Source organism: Pseudomonas sp. HD6515 (assembly GCF_024971855.1).
Taxonomy (GTDB): Bacteria; Pseudomonadota; Gammaproteobacteria; order Pseudomonadales; family Pseudomonadaceae; genus Aquipseudomonas; species Aquipseudomonas alloputida.
On the sequence record NZ_CP079827.1, the window covers coordinates 4,234,695 to 4,250,622 of the forward strand.

The window sequence follows — 15,928 nt, forward strand, 5'->3', positions numbered from 1 at the left end:
CGCAACCACCTGCATCAGAGCGGATGCGGGCGATGGGCTGCACAGCAGCCCCAATAACCCCACCCTATACTTCGAGAACCACCCCAGCCTCTACCAGGGAGGCGGTCGCGTGAGTTCTCGAGTCCTCCTGTTGCTCTGCCTTCTGCTGGCCCTCGGCGGTTGTACCAGCAAGCGCCCCCCTGCCCCGCCGCCACCCACAATACTCACTCCCGCGGCCTGGCAACGCATCGACCAGGAACTGATAGAAGCCTCGGCCGGTGCCGCCGGCTCGGCCAACGACTATGCCCGGCGCTCTATGCGGGTGTGGAAGGAGCAGGTGCAGCAACGCACCGAAAGCGACTTCATCCCTTGGTTCACGGGTTACTGGACCCAGCAGTGGCTGACCCTCAAGGTGGCCTGGTACAAGCTCGACAGTGGCGAGGGTCGGGAACCGGCAGAAAAACGCCTGGCCCTGTACCTGCAGGAGCAGTATCACGCGCGGGTGATCGAGCCGGTAGCTGAGCAGATCAACCCCGAGGGCATCCGCGACCGCGCCTGCGAACTGTACCTGCAACTGCTCGGCCAGCAACTGCCGGCCATCATCAGCCGTTACAACGCGCCGCCCGAGCAGTTCAGCCAGCGTCTCAACCGTATCCCCGCCATCGCCCTGGGGCCACCGGATGCGCGCAATGCCAGCCTGTATCAGTTGCTGCGGGCCAAGTCACTGGACCAGCAACCGGCCTGGCAAGCCATGCGCCAGCACTTGCATCAGCAGGCCAGCAAAGGCCCCGGCAGGACCGATGTCGGGCTCAACTCGGTGGCCACCCAGGCCAGCGAAAAGCTTGGCGCCACCCTGGCCCCACGCGGTATCGCCAGTGCCGTGGCATCGGCAGTGGGCAAGGTGGCAGGGGCGATGATTTCGATTGCTGCAGCCGGTTACGGGATGATGACCCATGACCGTGATCACCCGCAGATGGTCGAACAGCTGCGGGTGATCCTGAACGTGGCGTTGAACCAGGAATGGCAGGAGTTGATGGAGAACCGCCAGAGCGGGGCCATGGCGGGGGTCTATTACCTGTCGGGGCAGGTTGAGGACAGCTTGCTGGCCAGTGCGCCGCGGCCGGTGGAGCAGCAGGTCGAGCAGCAGCAGCAGGCGCCTTTGATCATTCGCCTGCCACCTTAGAGGCGGCCTGTGCCGGCTCCTTCGCAGCGCAAGGCTGTATCAAGCTGTGGCCAGGGCAGCGCTTGGCAAGCCAAACACACGATCAAACGCCCAGTTGTAGGCAAAGGTGTAGCACGGCACCAGGATGATGAACGCCATATCCACCAGCAGCGCCTCCAGCAATGTCATGTCCAGCCACCAGGCAATCAGCGGAATCAAGTAAACCACCAGGGTCAACTGGAAGCCGATGGCATGCACCACCCGCCGCGCCACGCTGCGCCCACGCTTGGCCTGGCTGCTCTCCCAGTACTCGAACAGGGTGTTGTAGATCAGGTTCCAGAGCATGGCGATGGTGGTGATCATCACCGCCAGCGGCCCGGTATGCGACGCCTGCGTATCTGACAGGTAGGCCAGCCCGAGGGTCGACATGCACAGCCCGATCAGTTCATAGAAAGTCACGTAGACCAGCTTGCGTTTCAATCCCTGCACCCAGGTTACCTCCAAAGACAAAATGCGACGGGGGCGATCATGCTTCAACGCACTTGACAGAAAAAGTCAGCAGCTGTCAGATCAACTGACAGGAGGCTGCCATGAACTTTTCCAGCGACAACATCCAGCTGTTTCTGGCCGTGCTCGACAACGGTTCGTTTTCTTCCGCTGCGCGCGCCCTCAAGCGCGTGCCGTCAGCCGTGAGCATGGCCATTGGCAACCTTGAAGCAGAACTTGGCTATAGCCTGTTCGAACGTGGTCCGCGTGAAGTTCGCCCAACCGCACAGGCCTTGGCCCTGGAGCCACACGCCAGGCTGATTGCCGAACAACTCGGGCTGCTACAGGTTCATGCCCTGGAGTTGTCCCAAGGGCTGGAGAGCAGCCTGACCCTGGCGGTGGTACCCGACATCGATCACCGCCCGCTGCTGGCGGCCATCGCCAACCTCGGTGAGCGCCACCCCTTGCTGGACATTGCCCTGGTCAGCGCCCCGCAGGAAGAAGCCCTGCACTTGCTGGACAGCGGTCGTGCCGACCTCTGCGTAGCCTTTGCCGGCCTGCAGGTCGATGCCCGCCGCGGCTTCCAGCACATCGGCATGGAGTCGCTGGTAGCCACCCTGTCGCCGGCCCACCCGGCCTTGCGTGAGGGGCGTATCCACTACCTTGAGGACCTGACCCAGGTGCGTCAGATTCTGGTGCGCAGCCGCGATCTGCCACTGGCTGACCCTCGCCCGCTGATCGGCGCCACACACTGGTCCACCGACAGCTTCGACCTGGCGCTGCAGATGGTTGAAGCTGGCTTGGGCTGGGGTGATCTGCCGTTGTCGCGGGTCGCGCCGCTGCTGGCCAGCGGGCGTCTGGTGCGCCTGGAGTTCCGCAATACACACAACGCGTTGCAACTGCCCGTGCATATCCTGTGGCGCAAACAACAGCCGCTGCAGCAAGCCGCACGCCTGCTGATCGAGCAGTTGGCTGACCCGTGACTGCCGTCCGTCGAAACGCCTGTAAGAAATTTCTCTAAGCACTTCAATCTTTTACCCCTCGAGCCGATATCTCGGTCGACAGGCCCCGCATCGCGTCATGAGCGCGCTGCGCCCTCCCTTCATTGGCTCAAGGTCTCGAAACATGAACCTGAAATTTCGCCACAAGATCCTGCTCAGCGCCTGCGGCGTCGTGGTCCTGGCATTTGCCCTGTTCACGCTCTACAACGACTACCTGCAACGCAATACCATCCGCCAGAATATCGAAGCCTCGGTGCAGCAGTCCGGTGCACTGACCGCCAGCAGTGTGCAGAACTGGATGAGCGGGCGCATTCTGGTGCTGGAGAACCTGGCTCAGGACATCGGCCAGCAAGGCGCCGGCGACACCTTGGCAGGGCTGATCGAGCAGCCGTCCTACACGCGTAATTTCCTGTTCACCTACCTGGGCCAGGCCAACGGCGAATTCACCCAGCGCCCGGATGCCCGCCGGTTACGACCCGCGCCAGCGCCCTTGGTATGGCGCCGCCGCCAACGCCGGGCAGACCGTGCTGACCGCCCCGTACCAGGGGGCAGTCGGTGGCCTGATGGTGACCATCGCCACGCCGGTGAAGAGCAAGCGCAATGGCGAACTGATCGGTGTGGTCGGCGGTGACGTTACCCTCGACACCCTCGTCGAGATCATCAACTCGGTCGACTTCGGCGGCATCGGTCACGCCTTCCTGGCCGACGCCAATGGCCAGGTGATCGTCAGCCCGAACAAAGACCAGGTGATGAAGAACCTCAAGGACATCTACCCAGGCAGCAACCTGCGGGTTGCCGCCGGCATGCAGGATGTCACCCTCAACGGCCAGGACCGCATCATCTCGTTCGCCCCGGTGGCCGGCCTGCCTTCGGCGCAGTGGTACATCGGGCTGTCGATCGACAGGGACAAGGCCTATGCCGCGCTCAGCCAGTTCCGCACCTCGGCGATCATTGCCATGCTGATTGCCGTGGCCGCCATCGCCGGCCTGCTCGGCCTGCTGATTCCGGTGCTGATGAGCCCGCTGACCACCATGGGCCGCGCCATGCGCGACATCGCCGAGGGTGAAGGTGACCTTACCCGCCGCCTGGCCGTGCAGAACAAGGACGAGTTCGGCGAACTGGCTACCTCGTTCAACCGCTTTGTCGAACGTATCCATGCCTCGATCAGCGAAGTGTCCTCGGCCACCCGCCTGGTGCATGACCTTTCGGAGAAAGTGGTCAGCGCGTCCAATGCGTCGATCAGCGGTTCTGAAGAACAGAGCATGCGCACCAACAGCGTCGCTGCGGCCATCAACGAACTGGGCGCCGCCACCCAGGAAATCGCCCGCAACGCCGCAGATGCTTCGCAACATGCCAGCGGTGCCAGCGAACAGGCGCACGGTGGCCGTGAAGTGGTTGAAGAAGCCATCAGCGCCATGACTGCCCTGTCGCAACGGATCAGCGAGTCGTGCGCGCAGATCGAAACGCTCAACGCCAGCACCGACGAAATCGGCAAGATCCTCGACGTGATCAAGGGCATTTCCCAGCAGACCAACCTGCTGGCACTGAACGCCGCCATCGAAGCGGCCCGTGCCGGTGAGGCCGGCCGTGGCTTTGCCGTGGTGGCCGACGAGGTGCGCAACCTGGCGCACCGTACCCAGGAGTCGGCGGAAGAAATCCACCGCATGATCACCAGCCTGCAGGTGGGCTCGCGCGAAGCGGTGCACACCATGAACACCAGCCAGGTTTCCAGCGAGCAGACCGTGCAGGTGGCCAACCAGGCCGGCGAACGCCTGGCCAGCGTGACCCAGCGCATTGGCGAAATCGATGGCATGAACCAGTCGGTGGCGACAGCGACCGAAGAACAGACTGCCGTGGTCGAGAGCCTCAACCTGGACATCACCCAGATCAACGCCCTGAACCAGCAAGGGGTGGAGAACCTCAACGAGACCCTGCGCCATTGCGACCAGCTGGCCCAGCAGGCTGGGCGTTTGAAGCAGTTGGTGGGCAGCTTCAGGATCTGATGGCCTTGGGGGCGCTTCGCCCCCTTGCGCAACGCAAGGCCGCTTCCACAGGTGTTACGCGGTTGCCGTGGAAGCGACCTTGTGCCGCGATCGGGCTGTCATGCAGCCCGTTACGCCACCGCCGCTTCAACAGCCTTGCCCCGCCGCACCCAGGCCAGCAGCACCGCCGCCATCAGCACAAAGCCCAAGTAACCGAAGAACGGGTACACCTCACCCACCAGGCTGATGAACCCCACCAGGCTACAGCCGAACGCCACCACCCCGGTCACCACCGAGCCCCAGCGGAACTTCGTCGTGCCCGCCGGTAACAGCCGCGAGAGGAAGGAAAACAGCGTGCCCACCGCGGTGTTGACGATCATGCCGAAGATGATCAGGCACATCACCAGCCCCAGCAGTGGTGACACTTCGTTGGCAATCGACAGCATGGGCATCGGCTGGTCGGCCACACTATCCAGGCGCGACAGCAGCCCGGCACTCATCACCAGCATCAGGCCGCCTAGCGCTGCACCACCGAGCAGGCCTCCCCACACAGCGGCTTTCTCGCCCTTGGCCGAACCGCCCAGAATGGCCAGGATCGGCGCACCCGCGACGATGTTATACGACACATACAAGAACGCCCCCAGCAGCCAATGGCGGGTGCCGGCCTGTTGCTGGCTGGCCACCTGATCGAGCGCAGCAAAGCTCTGCTCGCGGGTGATCACGGCATACAGCGCTATTGCCGAAGCCACCAGGATCAGCAAGGGGGTGATGGCGCCAATTGCAAGTATCATCTTGCGCACGTCCAGGCACACGATACCGACTACCACCAGCGTCACCAGCACGCTGCCAGTCAGGGCCGGGATGCCGAACTGCTGCTCCAGCAAGGCACCACCACCGGCCAGCATGACCACGGTGACGGCGAACATGAAAAAGGTGATCAACCAGTCGACGAACATGCCCAGGTGACGGCCGCAGATGGCCAGGATCACATCCTTGTGCGAGGTGGCCTGCTGGCGATTGCCCAGCCCCGCCAATGCCATGCCGAGGAAGGTGAACAAGGCGGCGCTGACCAACGCGCCAGCCAACCCCCACACGCCGAAATCGACAAAGAACAACAACAGTTCCCGCCCTGAAGCGAACCCCGCCCCCACGATCACGCCGACAAATGCGCCGGCGATCTTCAGCTGCTCTTGCATGTGAACCTCTGGATTTATTGTTGTTTTGTCATCGCCGTCGCATACCGGTTGTAGGGGCGGCCTTGCAGCCCATCGCGACACAAGGCCGCCTCTACACGGGCTCTTTGCCCTGTCAGGCGTCGCCGACGAACGCCTGCACTTCTATCTCCACATCCACGCCCAGGGCCAACGCCGAAGCCACGGTGGAACGCACCGGTAGCGCCACGCCGAAGAACGCCTTGTACACCTCGTTGAAGCCGGCGAAATGGCGCATGTCCGACAGCCAGACCGTGGCCTTCACCACCTGGTCGAGACGTGCGCCACAGGCCTCCAGGCTTTCGGCGATACGCTCGCAGGCAGCACGGGTCTGGGTCTGGATATCACCGCGCACCACTTCGCCGCCAGCGCTCATCGGCACCTGCCCGGAGAGGAACAGAAAGCCACCGGCCTTTACGGCGCGGGAAAACGGGAACGGCAAGCTGCTGGGGAAACGCTGAATGTCATTGCTCATGGGATGCTCCTTTCAGGGTTGCTGGAAACGGGCCGGGGACAGGCGCTCGGGCGCCACGCCCTGGCTGACAAGGTCGGGACACAAGGGCTGGCCCATCAGCAAGTCGGCGGCCAGGCGCGAGGCGCCCGCTGCCGACTGGATGCCATAGCCACCTTGGGCCGCCAGCCAGAAAAACGCGGGTGCATGCGCATCGAAACCGATCACCAGGTCGCCGTCGGCAACGAATGAACGCAGCCCGGCCCAGGTGTGGCTAGGGCGGCGGATCGCCAAGGTGGTCATGGCTTCAATGTTGTAAATACCCAAGGCCACGTCGAACTCCTCGGGCGCGGCATCCTGTGGCTCGACCGGGTCGGCATTGGCTGGAGACCCCAACAGTTGGCCGGCATCAGGCTTGAAGTAGAAGCTTTCATCGACGCCAATCACTGCAGGCCAGCGGGCAAAGTTTTGTTCTGCCGGGCCGGGGAAGGTGAACGCGCTACGGCGGCACGGTTGCAAGCCGATGCGCGCCACCCCGCACTGCTCGGCCACACGGTCCGCCCAGGCACCTGCAGCATTGACCAGACATCGGGCCTGCAAACGGCTGCCATCAGCCAACTCCACCTGCCACACGCCGTCCAGGTAGCAGGCCTGGATCAGCTCGGCGTTGCAGCGCAGTTCACCGCCGGCAGTGCGATAACCCCGCAAGAAGCCTTGGTGCAAGGCATGTACATCAAGGTCCATCGCACCTGGCTCAAGCACCGCGCCGGCCAGGGTTTCGCCACGCAGGCTGGGTATCAGTGCCAAGGCCGCGTCCCGGTCCAGCAGGCTGACTTCTGTGCCATTGGCCAGGTTCTGCGCGTAAGTTTGCTCAAGCAGTTCACGTTGCTCCAGGCTGGCCACATACAGACAGCCTCGCGGCTCCAGCAGCGGGTGCTCGCAGAAGCCCTGCGGTGGCGCTTCGTAGAAGGCTCGGCTGGCGCGGGTCAGTGCCTGGATCTGTGGGGTGCCGTAAGCCTCCATGAACATGGCCGCCGAACGCCCGGTGGAATGGTAGCCAGGCTGCGATTCACGCTCGACCAGCAGCACGCGCTGCTGACCGGCCAGGCGGTAGCCCAGCGAAGCGCCGGCGATGCCAGCACCGATGATCAGGGTGTCGTAGGTCGGGGTCATGCACGCTCCTGCCAGGCCAATTATCATTTATGAGAATTCTAATATATGAGAATTTAGAAATGCGCAAGGGTCCAAGGTAAGATGCCCGACCAACGCCGCATGCCGAGATCCCTGAATGCCTTCAGCTCTACCCCAGCTTGACCGTGCAGTAGTGGGCCAGCGCCTGCGCCAGGTGCGCAAGGCGCGCCAGATGACCCTCAAGCAATTGTCCGAAGCCAGTGGTGTGCCGCTGTCCACGTTGTCGAAGATGGAACTGGCGCAGGTGTCGGTCAGCTATGAAAAACTGGCCGCTGCTGCGCGGGCGCTGAATGTCGATATTGCCCAGCTGTTCCGCGCCAGCGGCACGGTCAGCGCCCCGGTGCCGGTGACCGTGGTGGTTGACTCACTGCCCGCAGCGGCGGGTTATTCGACCGGCACCTACGACTATTATCCGATTGCCGGGGATTTCCCCGCGCGACGCATGACACCGGCTTATGCCCGCATCATTGCCCGGGAACGCGGCCAGTTCGACGATTTTATCCGCCACCCCGGGCAAGAGTTCGCGCTGGTGCTGAGCGGGCGTGTGCGCATCGAGTTCGAGACCGGCGAAGCGGTCAGCATCGGGCCGCAGGAGACGGCGTATTTCGACAGCCAGGTGGGGCACATCTACCTGTCGGAAAGTGATGACGGTGGTGATGCCCATGTCATGGTGGTGATGACTGATCGTTGATCGGTCACGCCCGCCCAAGGCAAACCCGGTTATAACCTAATAACGAACAAGTCTATTTGGCTATAAAAAAATCTATATGCTGACTGGCATCCGATAACGGGCAAAGTTGGGCAGTCGAGTAGCGTATGGATGTAGGTTCTTTCGGTTTCACCATTGCTGGCCTGGTCGTGGGCTTCATCGTCGGTATGACCGGCGTCGGTGGCGGCTCGCTGATGACCCCGATCCTGTTGTGGTTTGGTATCCACCCGGCGACCGCTGTCGGTACCGACCTGCTGTATGCAGCGATCACCAAGGCCAGTGGCGTCTGGGTGCATGCGCGCAACAAGAACATCGACTGGAAGATCACCGGCCTGCTCAGCCTGGGCAGCGTGCCCGCAGCGGCGCTGACCCTGTGGTTCCTCAGCACCCTGCACACCGACACCTCGGCGCTCAACGCCATCATCAAGCAAGGCCTGGCGGTGGTGCTGATCCTGACCGCGCTGGCCATCCTGTTCAAATCGCGCCTGCAGGCCTTCGCCAGCCGCCATGCCGGTGATCACTACCACCTCAGCGACCGTAGCCTGAACACCCTCACGGTGCTGACCGGCGTGGTGCTTGGAATAATGGTCACCCTCACCTCCATCGGTGCTGGCGCCCTGGGTACAGTGGCGCTGTTCCTGCTGTACCCGTTCCTGGTCACCCGTCGCCTGGTCGGTACCGAAATTGCCCACGCCGTGCCACTGACCTTGGTAGCAGGCCTGGGCCACGCGGGCATGGGCAACATGGATTGGTCGCTGCTGGGCTACCTGCTGCTGGGCTCGCTGCCAGGCATCTATCTGGGTAGCCACCTCACCGGGCGAATCTCCGACCGCGTGCTGCGCCCTTGCCTGGCAACGATGCTGCTGCTGATCGGTTACAAGCTGGCGTTCTGAGCCTTAGCCCAGGCGCAACCGCCACTGCCCGGTAAAGCTCAGTTCCAGACGTGACAGCGGCAGCACGTCAATTCGCTGCCCGGCACTCATCGGACACCCAAGCACCTGTACCAGCATGGCGCGTATGACCATCGGGTGGGTCACGGCCAGCCAGTCACCCGGCCTGTCAAAGGCCGCCAGCCAAGCGGCCAGGCGCTGGCATAGCGCAGCGAACGACTCGCCACCATGCACGGCACTGGCCGGATCCCGCAGCCATTCTGCCAACGCCTGCGGTTGCTCGGCTTGTAGCTGCTTCAACGACAAACCCTGCCAACGCCCAAGGTCGCAATCGGCCAAGCCCGGCTCGACCTGTACTGCCCCCGTTAACCACGCCGCCGTCTCGCAGGCCCGCCGCTCTGGCGCACTCAGCAGTTGCACGCCTGATCGGTCGGCGTCTGCCTGTCGGGCTAGCGGCAGGATGCCATCATCCGTATGGTGCAGGCGCCCGTTCTTCTGGGCCTGGGTCAGGGCATGGCAAATCAGGGTCAGGCGGATGGCTTTCACCAGGCATTTCTCGCAGCGGGCTGGGGTGCATGGTTTAGCACGCTGCGAGACGTTTGGCTGCAACAATGTCGCCGGCCATTCGCGACCCGATTGACTTGCGATTGGGCCGCAGGGCGGCCCTTGGGATCAGAAGTTGATATTCAGCGCAGCAAACACCGCCCTGCCCGGCTGGTTATACGTGTTTGCCCCCGAGCTGCTGGCGTTGCCGCCGCGCAGGATCTGCTTGTCGAAGACGTTGTTCACGCCCACCCGCACGTCGTAGTTGGCATTGAACTTGTACCCGGCGCTCACGTCCACCAGGCCATAGGCCTCGACGTCCTGCTGGGCGGCCTTGTCGTAGTCCTGCTGGGTGCGGTAGTTGTAGGTCGGCGATTTTTGCTTGCCGAAGTAAGTACCCGCTACCTGGAATGACAGCTGCTCGGTCGCGCGCCAGTCGAGGCTGGTGTTGACGGTGTATTCCGGGATCACCGACAGCGGCTCGCCCGTTTCGCGATCATCGTTGTCGAGCATCCAGGTCAGGTTGGTGTTCCAGTCCAGGGTCGGGGCCAACTCGATGAAGAAGTTGCCTTCGACACCTTCCACCCGCGCCTTGCCGGCGTTGTCCCACTGAGTCACGCGGCTGCCGGTACCCATGGTGTAAAGCACATCGGTATCACCGATGATCTTGTTCTTGTAGTCGTTGCGGAAGTAGGTGGCACTGGTGCGCCAGGTACCCCGGTCGTACAGCAGGCCGATTTCCTTGTTGACGCTGATCTCGGGCTTGAGGTCGGCGTTGCCCTGCAGGTAGCAGCCACCATTGTTGGCCTGTTGCACACTGCAGCCATTACCGCGGCTGTACAGCAGGTAGTTGGGGTTGGACTGGTACAGGTTCGGAACCTTGTAGGCACGGGCGATGCCGCCTTTTACCGACAGCGCTTCGGTCAGCTTGTGCGACAGGTTCAGGCTCGGGCTGAAGTTGTCACCGAAGCTTTCGTGGTGGTCGAAACGCAGGCCCGGCGTAAGGGTGGTGTCGCCAACGATGATGTTGTCTTCGACAAACAGCGCATAGCTGCGTGCGGTCATCTTCGAGCTGCTGCGATCGAAGCCGACAAGGCCGTCATTGTGGGTGGGGTCGGAGCTTTGCGGGCGCAACGAACCTTGGTCGTTGAGGGTTTCGTACAGGTACTCGCCGCCCAAGGTAAGCACATGTTCTGTGCTGCCCATGGCGAACGGCAGGTTCACCTCACTGCTCAGGCGTGTGTTACGCAAACGGGACATGGCCCCACCTTCGTCGCTTGGGGCACCTTCGGTGCGGCCAGCCAAGCCCTCGTTAAGGCGCCAGTTGCGTACGTATTCGTAGGCCAGCGTGGTCTTGCTGGTACCCCAGGTGAAATCACCGAGGTGGGTCAGGTCATAAGTACTGCGCTGCATCACGTTGGTTTCGTGGCCGTAGAGGCTGGAGACGAAGTCGACGTCTCCGCCGCCGTTGCTGTTCATGGTGTCGCCGGCAAAAATGTTGCCCTGACGGCTGTAGCCGGCACTGGCTTCCAGGCGATGCTCGTCGTTCAGTTTCCAGCTGAGCAGGCCGTTGATGTCCTTGTTGCGAACGCCTTCTCGCCCCGCAACCAAGGCGCTGGTGGCATGCCCGGCGTTGATGTCCAGATCGTCGGCGTCAGTCTTGGCCAGGCCACCGTACAGGCGCAAACCCAGGTTATCGGTCAGGCCGCCACCGAGGTTGAAGTTGGCTCGCCGGCTGGCGCCTTCTGCGCTGTCTTCGGGCAGTTGCGTGTACAGGCTGACGCTGCCTTTCAGCTCGTCGGAAGGACGCTTGGTGATGATATTGACCACCCCGCCCATGGCGCCGGAGCCGTAGCGTGCGGCGGCCGGGCCACGCAGGATCTCGATGCGCTCGACCGCTTCGGCCGGCACCCAATTGGTTTCACCCCGAGTATCACGGTCACCGTTCCAGCCATAGCGCACAGCGTTGCGCGCGCTGGATGGCTTGCCGTCGATGAGGATCAACGTGTTCTCCGGGCCCATGCCGCGCAGGTCGATCTGCCGGTTGTTTCCGCGTGCGCCACTGGCACTGTTGCCGGTCAGGTTAACCCCGGGCTCGCGGCGGATGATGTCGGACAGGTCATTGGCCGGTGGGTGGCGCTTGATGTCCTCGGCCGTGATGATCGACGTGCCCAGGGCCTGTCGCGCCTCGCGCTCGGCGGTGATCAGGGTGTCCTGGATCACCAGCGCGTTGTCGGCGACGGGCGCTTCCACTACCTCACCCGCACGCCGCTCCTCGGACTCTGCCGCAGTCGCCAGCATGGACGGCGACGCCAGCGCGACGAACGCCAGGGCCAGGCTGTTGGATGAAGTTCTGCACTGCATGGGTACATCTCCTGCGATTCATGAGCGAAAAGGCACATCCCTGTCGGAAACCGGGAGCCCTCGCCCACCGGCCCCGCACTCAGTTCGGCGGCCAACAGGGGTGGTAAATATAGAGAGTCGCAAATGCGAGTACATCTTATTTACGAAGTTTACATGTTTGTAACTGAACTTTGCTGAACCGTGATCTTTGGCACAGCGAGGCTCGCTGTGGGAGCAACGGTCTTGCTCAACATTTGATAAGCCTTCGCGCTCGCCTGTAGGAGCGGGTTTACCCGCGAACACCGGCGAAGGCACCCTATGACGGAATGACCACCCTGCATTCATGGACAGTTCAGTCATGTCCGCAGGCTGTTGCTGCCATCCACCTATCCGATTTGCATCCTGTGTGCAGGCATCTACAGTTTCGACGTACAACGCTGCGGAGCGGCCAGATGCGTGGCGATGACAACAACTGCGCAAGCACTGCCAAAAGCCAGCCGAAAATGCCCCGCAGCATCTGGGCGCTGGGCTTCGTGTCGATGTTGATGGACATTTCCTCGGAGATGATCCACGCCCTGCTGCCCCTGTACATGGTCAGTGTGCTCGGCGCTTCGGTGATCGCGGTGGGGTTCATCGAAGGAATCGCCGAGTCGACCGCATCGTTCACCAAGGTGTTCTCTGGCGCCCTCAGCGACCGACTGGGTAAACGCAAGCTGCTGACAGTGATCGGCTATGGCCTGAGTGCGCTGATGAAGCCGGTATTTCCCATGGCCTCCGGACTTGAGTGGCTGACTGCGGCACGCTTCGTCGACCGTGTCGGCAAAGGCATTCGGGGGGCACCGCGTGATGCACTGGTGGCCGATGTTACGCCGGTCGAGCTGCGCGGCGCGGCGTTCGGCCTGCGTCAGGCGCTCGATACCGTGGGCGCTATCCTCGGGCCATTGCTGGCGATCGTGTTGATGTGGCTGACAGCGAGCCATTTCCAGACCGTGTTCTGGGTAGCTATTATCCCGGCGTTCGTGGCGGTGTATATCCTAGTTGCCTTCGTTCACGAACCTGAAGCCTCAGCTATGGGGCGTCGGGTACGCTCACCGTTGGCACTGCACGCGCTTCGGCGCCTGGGGCCGGTCTATTGGCGCCTGATCGGTCTGGCCACGTTGTTCACCCTCGCCCGTTTCAGCGAGGCGTTCTTGCTGCTGCGGGCTCAGAACATAGGCCTGACTCCGCTGTGGGCGCCGGCGGTACTGGTATTGATGGCGATGGCCTACTCACTGTCGGCCTACCCTGCCGGCGTGTTGTCGGACCGAGTGGGGCGCCGTGGCGTGCTGATGGCCGGGCTAGGCCTGCTGATCACTGCCGACCTGCTGCTGGCCCTTTTGCCAGGATGGGCCGGGCTTGCCTTTGGGGTAACGGCCTGGGGCCTGCACTTGGGCTTCAGCCAAGGCATCTTCTCTGCCATGATTGCCGACAGCGCCCCCGCCAACTTGCGCGGTACCGCCTTCGGCCTGTTCAACCTGCTGACCGGTGCGGCACTGCTGATAGCCAGCGTGGTAGCCGGATTGCTGTGGGAGAGTGCGGGGTTCCAGGCAACCTTCCTGGTTGGTGCAGGGTTTGCCGTCACCACCCTTGCAGGGCTGACGCTGCTGCGCTGAACCTGGCTAGCCTGGCGGTTCACGACTGCAGCGCACGCAGGTTGAACAGTTCCATCCTGTAACCCGAACGCTCCCGCCGCAGGGGTCGAACGCCTGGCCAGGGAGCACGGCCTGCCGGTGAAGGCGTTCGAGTGGTTCGGGTCACCAAGGATGTCGGCAATGCTCGCAGTGAAGGGGCCAAGCTGATCGCGATGCTGGATGGCGATCTCCCCCTCAAGCCGAACTAGGCCAGCGCAGCCTCCTGCTCCAGCAACGACCAACCGCCATGCCCATCCACCTCAAGCCGGTGAGTATGGAACGCTGCCAGCGTGCTGCGGTGGCCGACACTGACCAGCAATGCACTCGGCATTTCCGAACGCAACAACGCATACAGGGCATGCTCGAGCCCCTCATCCATCGCCGAGGTGGACTCGTCGAGAAACACCACCTCAGGCCGGTTGAACAGTACCCGGGCGAACGCCAGACGCTGCTGCTCGCCCACCGAGAGGATGTGTGACCAGTCACAGCTGACGTCCAGACGCTCGGCCAGGTGGGCCAGGTTGACCTGGCGCAGTGCCTGCTGCATGAGCAACTCATCCTTGGTATTACTGGCTGCCGGGTAGGCAATGACGGTACGCAAGTCACCCAGCGGCAGGTACGGGCGTTGCGACAGGAACAGTGCCTGATGCCCCGTTGGCCGCCTGACCTTGCCTTCGGCATACGGCCAAAGACCCGCCAGGGCACGCAGCAGCGTGGTTTTACCACTGCCCGATGGCCCTTTGATCAACAACGCCTGGCCGGCATGCAGGCTCAGGTCCAGGTCGGCGATAAGGGCATGTCCGTCCGGGCGCAGCACCTGCAATCCCGCGATCTGCAGCGCATGCGCCTGGTCTTCGGTGGTGACGCGCGGCAACGCACTTGCCTGCTGGTTGGCATCGAGAAAGCCGGTGAGACGGTCAAGGGTCGCGCGGTACTGCGCGAACGCATCGTACGACTCACGGAAGAACGACAAAGAATCCTGCACCTGCCCAAAGGCCTGGGAAGTTTGCATGACGTCGCCCAGCTTGATCGCCCCACTGAAGAAGCGCGGCGCCTGAAGAATGAACGGAAACACAACGGCTACCTGACTGACACCCAAGTTGAAGCCACTGAACTTCAAGTTCCGGTACACCAATGCCCAGGCATTCACGATCAAGGCAGCAAAACGGCCGAGCAACGTGCCCCGCTCGACTTGCGAACCTTGGTAGAAGGCAATGTTCTCGGCGTTCTCACGCAGACGCATCAACGCGTAACGGAAGTTGGCGGTGAGTTTCTCGTTGAGGAAGTTAAGCCGGATCAGCGGGCGCCCAAGGCGGAAGGCGACCCAGGTGGCGACGATGACATACAGGTAAACGGCAAATACCATCGCCCGAGGGATCTCTACGCCGGCCACCGTCAACGGTGCCGACAGCCCCCAGAGGATACCGGTGAACGCCACGAGCGAAACCAGCGCACTGACTGCGCCCAGGGCAAGGGTGACCGAGTTGGTGACAAAAGCGTTAACGTCCAGTTCGATACGTTGGTCAGGGTTGTCCACTGGCTCGGCAAGGAACTGGCCACGGTAATAGGCATCGCCCTGCATCCAGTCGTGGGTCAGGCGCTCGGTCAGCCAGACCCGCCACTTGATACTGAATGCCTGGCTGACATAGAAGGTGAACAGCGAGCGCAACACATGGATGGTAGCCAGCACTGCGAAGACGCCGAGCAGGTACCAGAACGCCGCCTGGTCAAGGCCCTGCAAGGCGCTGTAGAAGCCGTTGTACCAGAACGAAAAAAGAACGTTTAGGCGAACCGAAAACAGCGTCAGGACCAGCAGCAGGGCAAACACCAGCAACGGCCGCCAACTGCGCCTGAAACTGAAATAGGGCCCGGCAAGCTGCCAGAACTGGCTGCCCCAGCGTGTACAACGCACGGCCAGAGTTGCGGCTGCAGTGAAGCTGACAAGGGTGATGAACGAGGCGATTGCCAGCCAGCTTAGGCTCTCTTGCAGGGCCTGATGCCAGTTCATTTCCATGGTAAGTATCCGTGCTGAGTATTTCCGCGAGCGTAGCATTACGCTGTCATTCGTCAGGTATAAATGACGCACATTTCATGATTTGTAGGAGCGGGTTTACCCGCGAATGGGCCGGGCCTGCTACCCAATTTCCACCCGCCGTTCACTGTTGCCGCTGCTACCGTATTCGCGGGTAAACCCGCTCCTACACAGTTTGGTGGTGGACACACATCGGGGGGTGGACACAGGCCGTCGTAGGAGCGGGTTTACCCGCGAACACCGGCGAAGCCGGTGCCCTCCACCGAGCTGCCTGTTCC

At 62.5% G+C, this 15,928-nt stretch carries 12 protein-coding genes and 1 pseudogene; 6 read left to right on the plus strand and 7 right to left on the minus strand.

What is annotated here, in order from left to right; translation table 11 throughout:
- Window positions 1-109 precede the first annotated feature (109 nt).
- Window positions 110-1,162 (plus strand): hypothetical protein, encoded by a 1,053-nt coding sequence (locus KW568_RS19695; protein ID WP_033726807.1) that lies wholly within the window; start codon window positions 110-112, stop codon window positions 1,160-1,162.
- 39 nt (window positions 1,163-1,201) lie between these two features.
- Here the strand turns inward: KW568_RS19695 and KW568_RS19700 are convergent, their stop codons facing one another.
- Window positions 1,202-1,630 carry a PACE efflux transporter gene (locus KW568_RS19700; RefSeq protein WP_004576803.1) on the minus strand — a complete coding sequence of 143 codons (429 nt, stop codon included), beginning with the start codon at window positions 1,628-1,630 and terminating at the stop codon, window positions 1,202-1,204.
- Between the two features lie 101 nt (window positions 1,631-1,731).
- On the opposite strand from KW568_RS19700, the gene KW568_RS19705 reads away from it, so the two are divergent.
- Together KW568_RS19705 and mcpA are read left to right on the plus strand one after the other, a co-directional pair.
- Window positions 1,732-2,610 carry a LysR family transcriptional regulator gene (locus KW568_RS19705; protein ID WP_003250205.1) on the plus strand — a complete coding sequence of 293 codons (879 nt, stop codon included), beginning with the start codon at window positions 1,732-1,734 and terminating at the stop codon, window positions 2,608-2,610.
- 142 nt (window positions 2,611-2,752) lie between these two features.
- Window positions 2,753-4,631 (plus strand): annotated as a pseudogene (gene mcpA / locus KW568_RS19710) (methyl-accepting chemotaxis protein McpA).
- 110 nt (window positions 4,632-4,741) lie between these two features.
- Here the strand turns inward: mcpA and KW568_RS19715 are convergent.
- From KW568_RS19715 to KW568_RS19725, 3 genes are all read right to left on the minus strand, one after another.
- On the minus strand, window positions 4,742-5,806 hold the full coding sequence (locus KW568_RS19715; RefSeq protein WP_003250201.1) for a hypothetical protein: 1,065 nt from the start codon (window positions 5,804-5,806) through the stop codon (window positions 4,742-4,744).
- Between the two features lie 112 nt (window positions 5,807-5,918).
- Complete coding sequence (locus tag KW568_RS19720; RefSeq protein WP_004576804.1) at window positions 5,919-6,296, minus strand: RidA family protein; 378 nt, start codon at window positions 6,294-6,296, stop codon at window positions 5,919-5,921.
- Window positions 6,297-6,308: 12 nt separating this feature from the next.
- Window positions 6,309-7,445 carry an FAD-binding oxidoreductase gene (locus tag KW568_RS19725; RefSeq protein ID WP_003250196.1) on the minus strand — a complete coding sequence of 379 codons (1,137 nt, stop codon included), beginning with the start codon at window positions 7,443-7,445 and terminating at the stop codon, window positions 6,309-6,311.
- 115 nt (window positions 7,446-7,560) lie between these two features.
- Between KW568_RS19725 and KW568_RS19730 the strand changes: the two genes are divergently transcribed.
- Both KW568_RS19730 and KW568_RS19735 read left to right on the plus strand, forming a co-directional pair.
- Window positions 7,561-8,154: a helix-turn-helix domain-containing protein gene (locus KW568_RS19730; RefSeq protein WP_012053085.1), complete on the plus strand. Its 594-nt coding sequence runs from the start codon at window positions 7,561-7,563 to the stop codon at window positions 8,152-8,154.
- A gap of 125 nt (window positions 8,155-8,279) precedes the next feature.
- Window positions 8,280-9,065, plus strand: a complete 786-nt coding sequence (locus KW568_RS19735) for a sulfite exporter TauE/SafE family protein (RefSeq protein WP_003250191.1) — start codon at window positions 8,280-8,282, stop codon at window positions 9,063-9,065.
- Between the two features lie 3 nt (window positions 9,066-9,068).
- Here the strand turns inward: KW568_RS19735 and KW568_RS19740 are convergent, their stop codons facing one another.
- On the minus strand, window positions 9,069-9,608 hold the full coding sequence (locus tag KW568_RS19740) for a histidine phosphatase family protein (RefSeq protein WP_003250189.1): 540 nt from the start codon (window positions 9,606-9,608) through the stop codon (window positions 9,069-9,071).
- 126 nt (window positions 9,609-9,734) lie between these two features.
- A complete protein-coding gene (locus KW568_RS19745; protein WP_003250187.1) occupies window positions 9,735-11,969 on the minus strand; it encodes a TonB-dependent siderophore receptor in 2,235 nt (744 codons plus the stop codon).
- Window positions 11,970-12,400: 431 nt separating this feature from the next.
- On the opposite strand from KW568_RS19745, the gene KW568_RS19750 reads away from it, so the two are divergent.
- Window positions 12,401-13,600 carry an MFS transporter gene (locus KW568_RS19750; RefSeq protein WP_003250183.1) on the plus strand — a complete coding sequence of 400 codons (1,200 nt, stop codon included), beginning with the start codon at window positions 12,401-12,403 and terminating at the stop codon, window positions 13,598-13,600.
- 223 nt (window positions 13,601-13,823) lie between these two features.
- On the opposite strand, the gene KW568_RS19755 is transcribed toward KW568_RS19750, so the two are convergent.
- Entirely contained in the window at window positions 13,824-15,632 is a 1,809-nt protein-coding gene (locus KW568_RS19755) for an ABC transporter ATP-binding protein/permease (RefSeq protein ID WP_004576805.1), read from the minus strand.
- Window positions 15,633-15,928: the final 296 nt, after the last annotated feature.

What these genes read in the sequence shown, in the direction of transcription:
- KW568_RS19755 (WP_004576805.1), bottom strand. Translation starts at nt 15,632, where the DNA reads ATGGAAATGAACTGGCATCAGGCCCTGCAAGAGAGCCTAAGCTGGCTG.
- KW568_RS19735 (WP_003250191.1), top strand. Translation starts at nt 8,280, where the DNA reads ATGGATGTAGGTTCTTTCGGTTTCACCATTGCTGGCCTGGTCGTGGGC.
- KW568_RS19720 (WP_004576804.1), bottom strand. Translation starts at nt 6,296, where the DNA reads ATGAGCAATGACATTCAGCGTTTCCCCAGCAGCTTGCCGTTCCCGTTT.
- KW568_RS19750 (WP_003250183.1), top strand. Translation starts at nt 12,401, where the DNA reads ATGCGTGGCGATGACAACAACTGCGCAAGCACTGCCAAAAGCCAGCCG.
- KW568_RS19705 (WP_003250205.1), top strand. Translation starts at nt 1,732, where the DNA reads ATGAACTTTTCCAGCGACAACATCCAGCTGTTTCTGGCCGTGCTCGAC.
- KW568_RS19715 (WP_003250201.1), bottom strand. Translation starts at nt 5,806, where the DNA reads ATGCAAGAGCAGCTGAAGATCGCCGGCGCATTTGTCGGCGTGATCGTG.
- KW568_RS19730 (WP_012053085.1), top strand. Translation starts at nt 7,561, where the DNA reads ATGCCTTCAGCTCTACCCCAGCTTGACCGTGCAGTAGTGGGCCAGCGC.
- KW568_RS19725 (WP_003250196.1), bottom strand. Translation starts at nt 7,445, where the DNA reads ATGACCCCGACCTACGACACCCTGATCATCGGTGCTGGCATCGCCGGC.
- KW568_RS19745 (WP_003250187.1), bottom strand. Translation starts at nt 11,969, where the DNA reads ATGCAGTGCAGAACTTCATCCAACAGCCTGGCCCTGGCGTTCGTCGCG.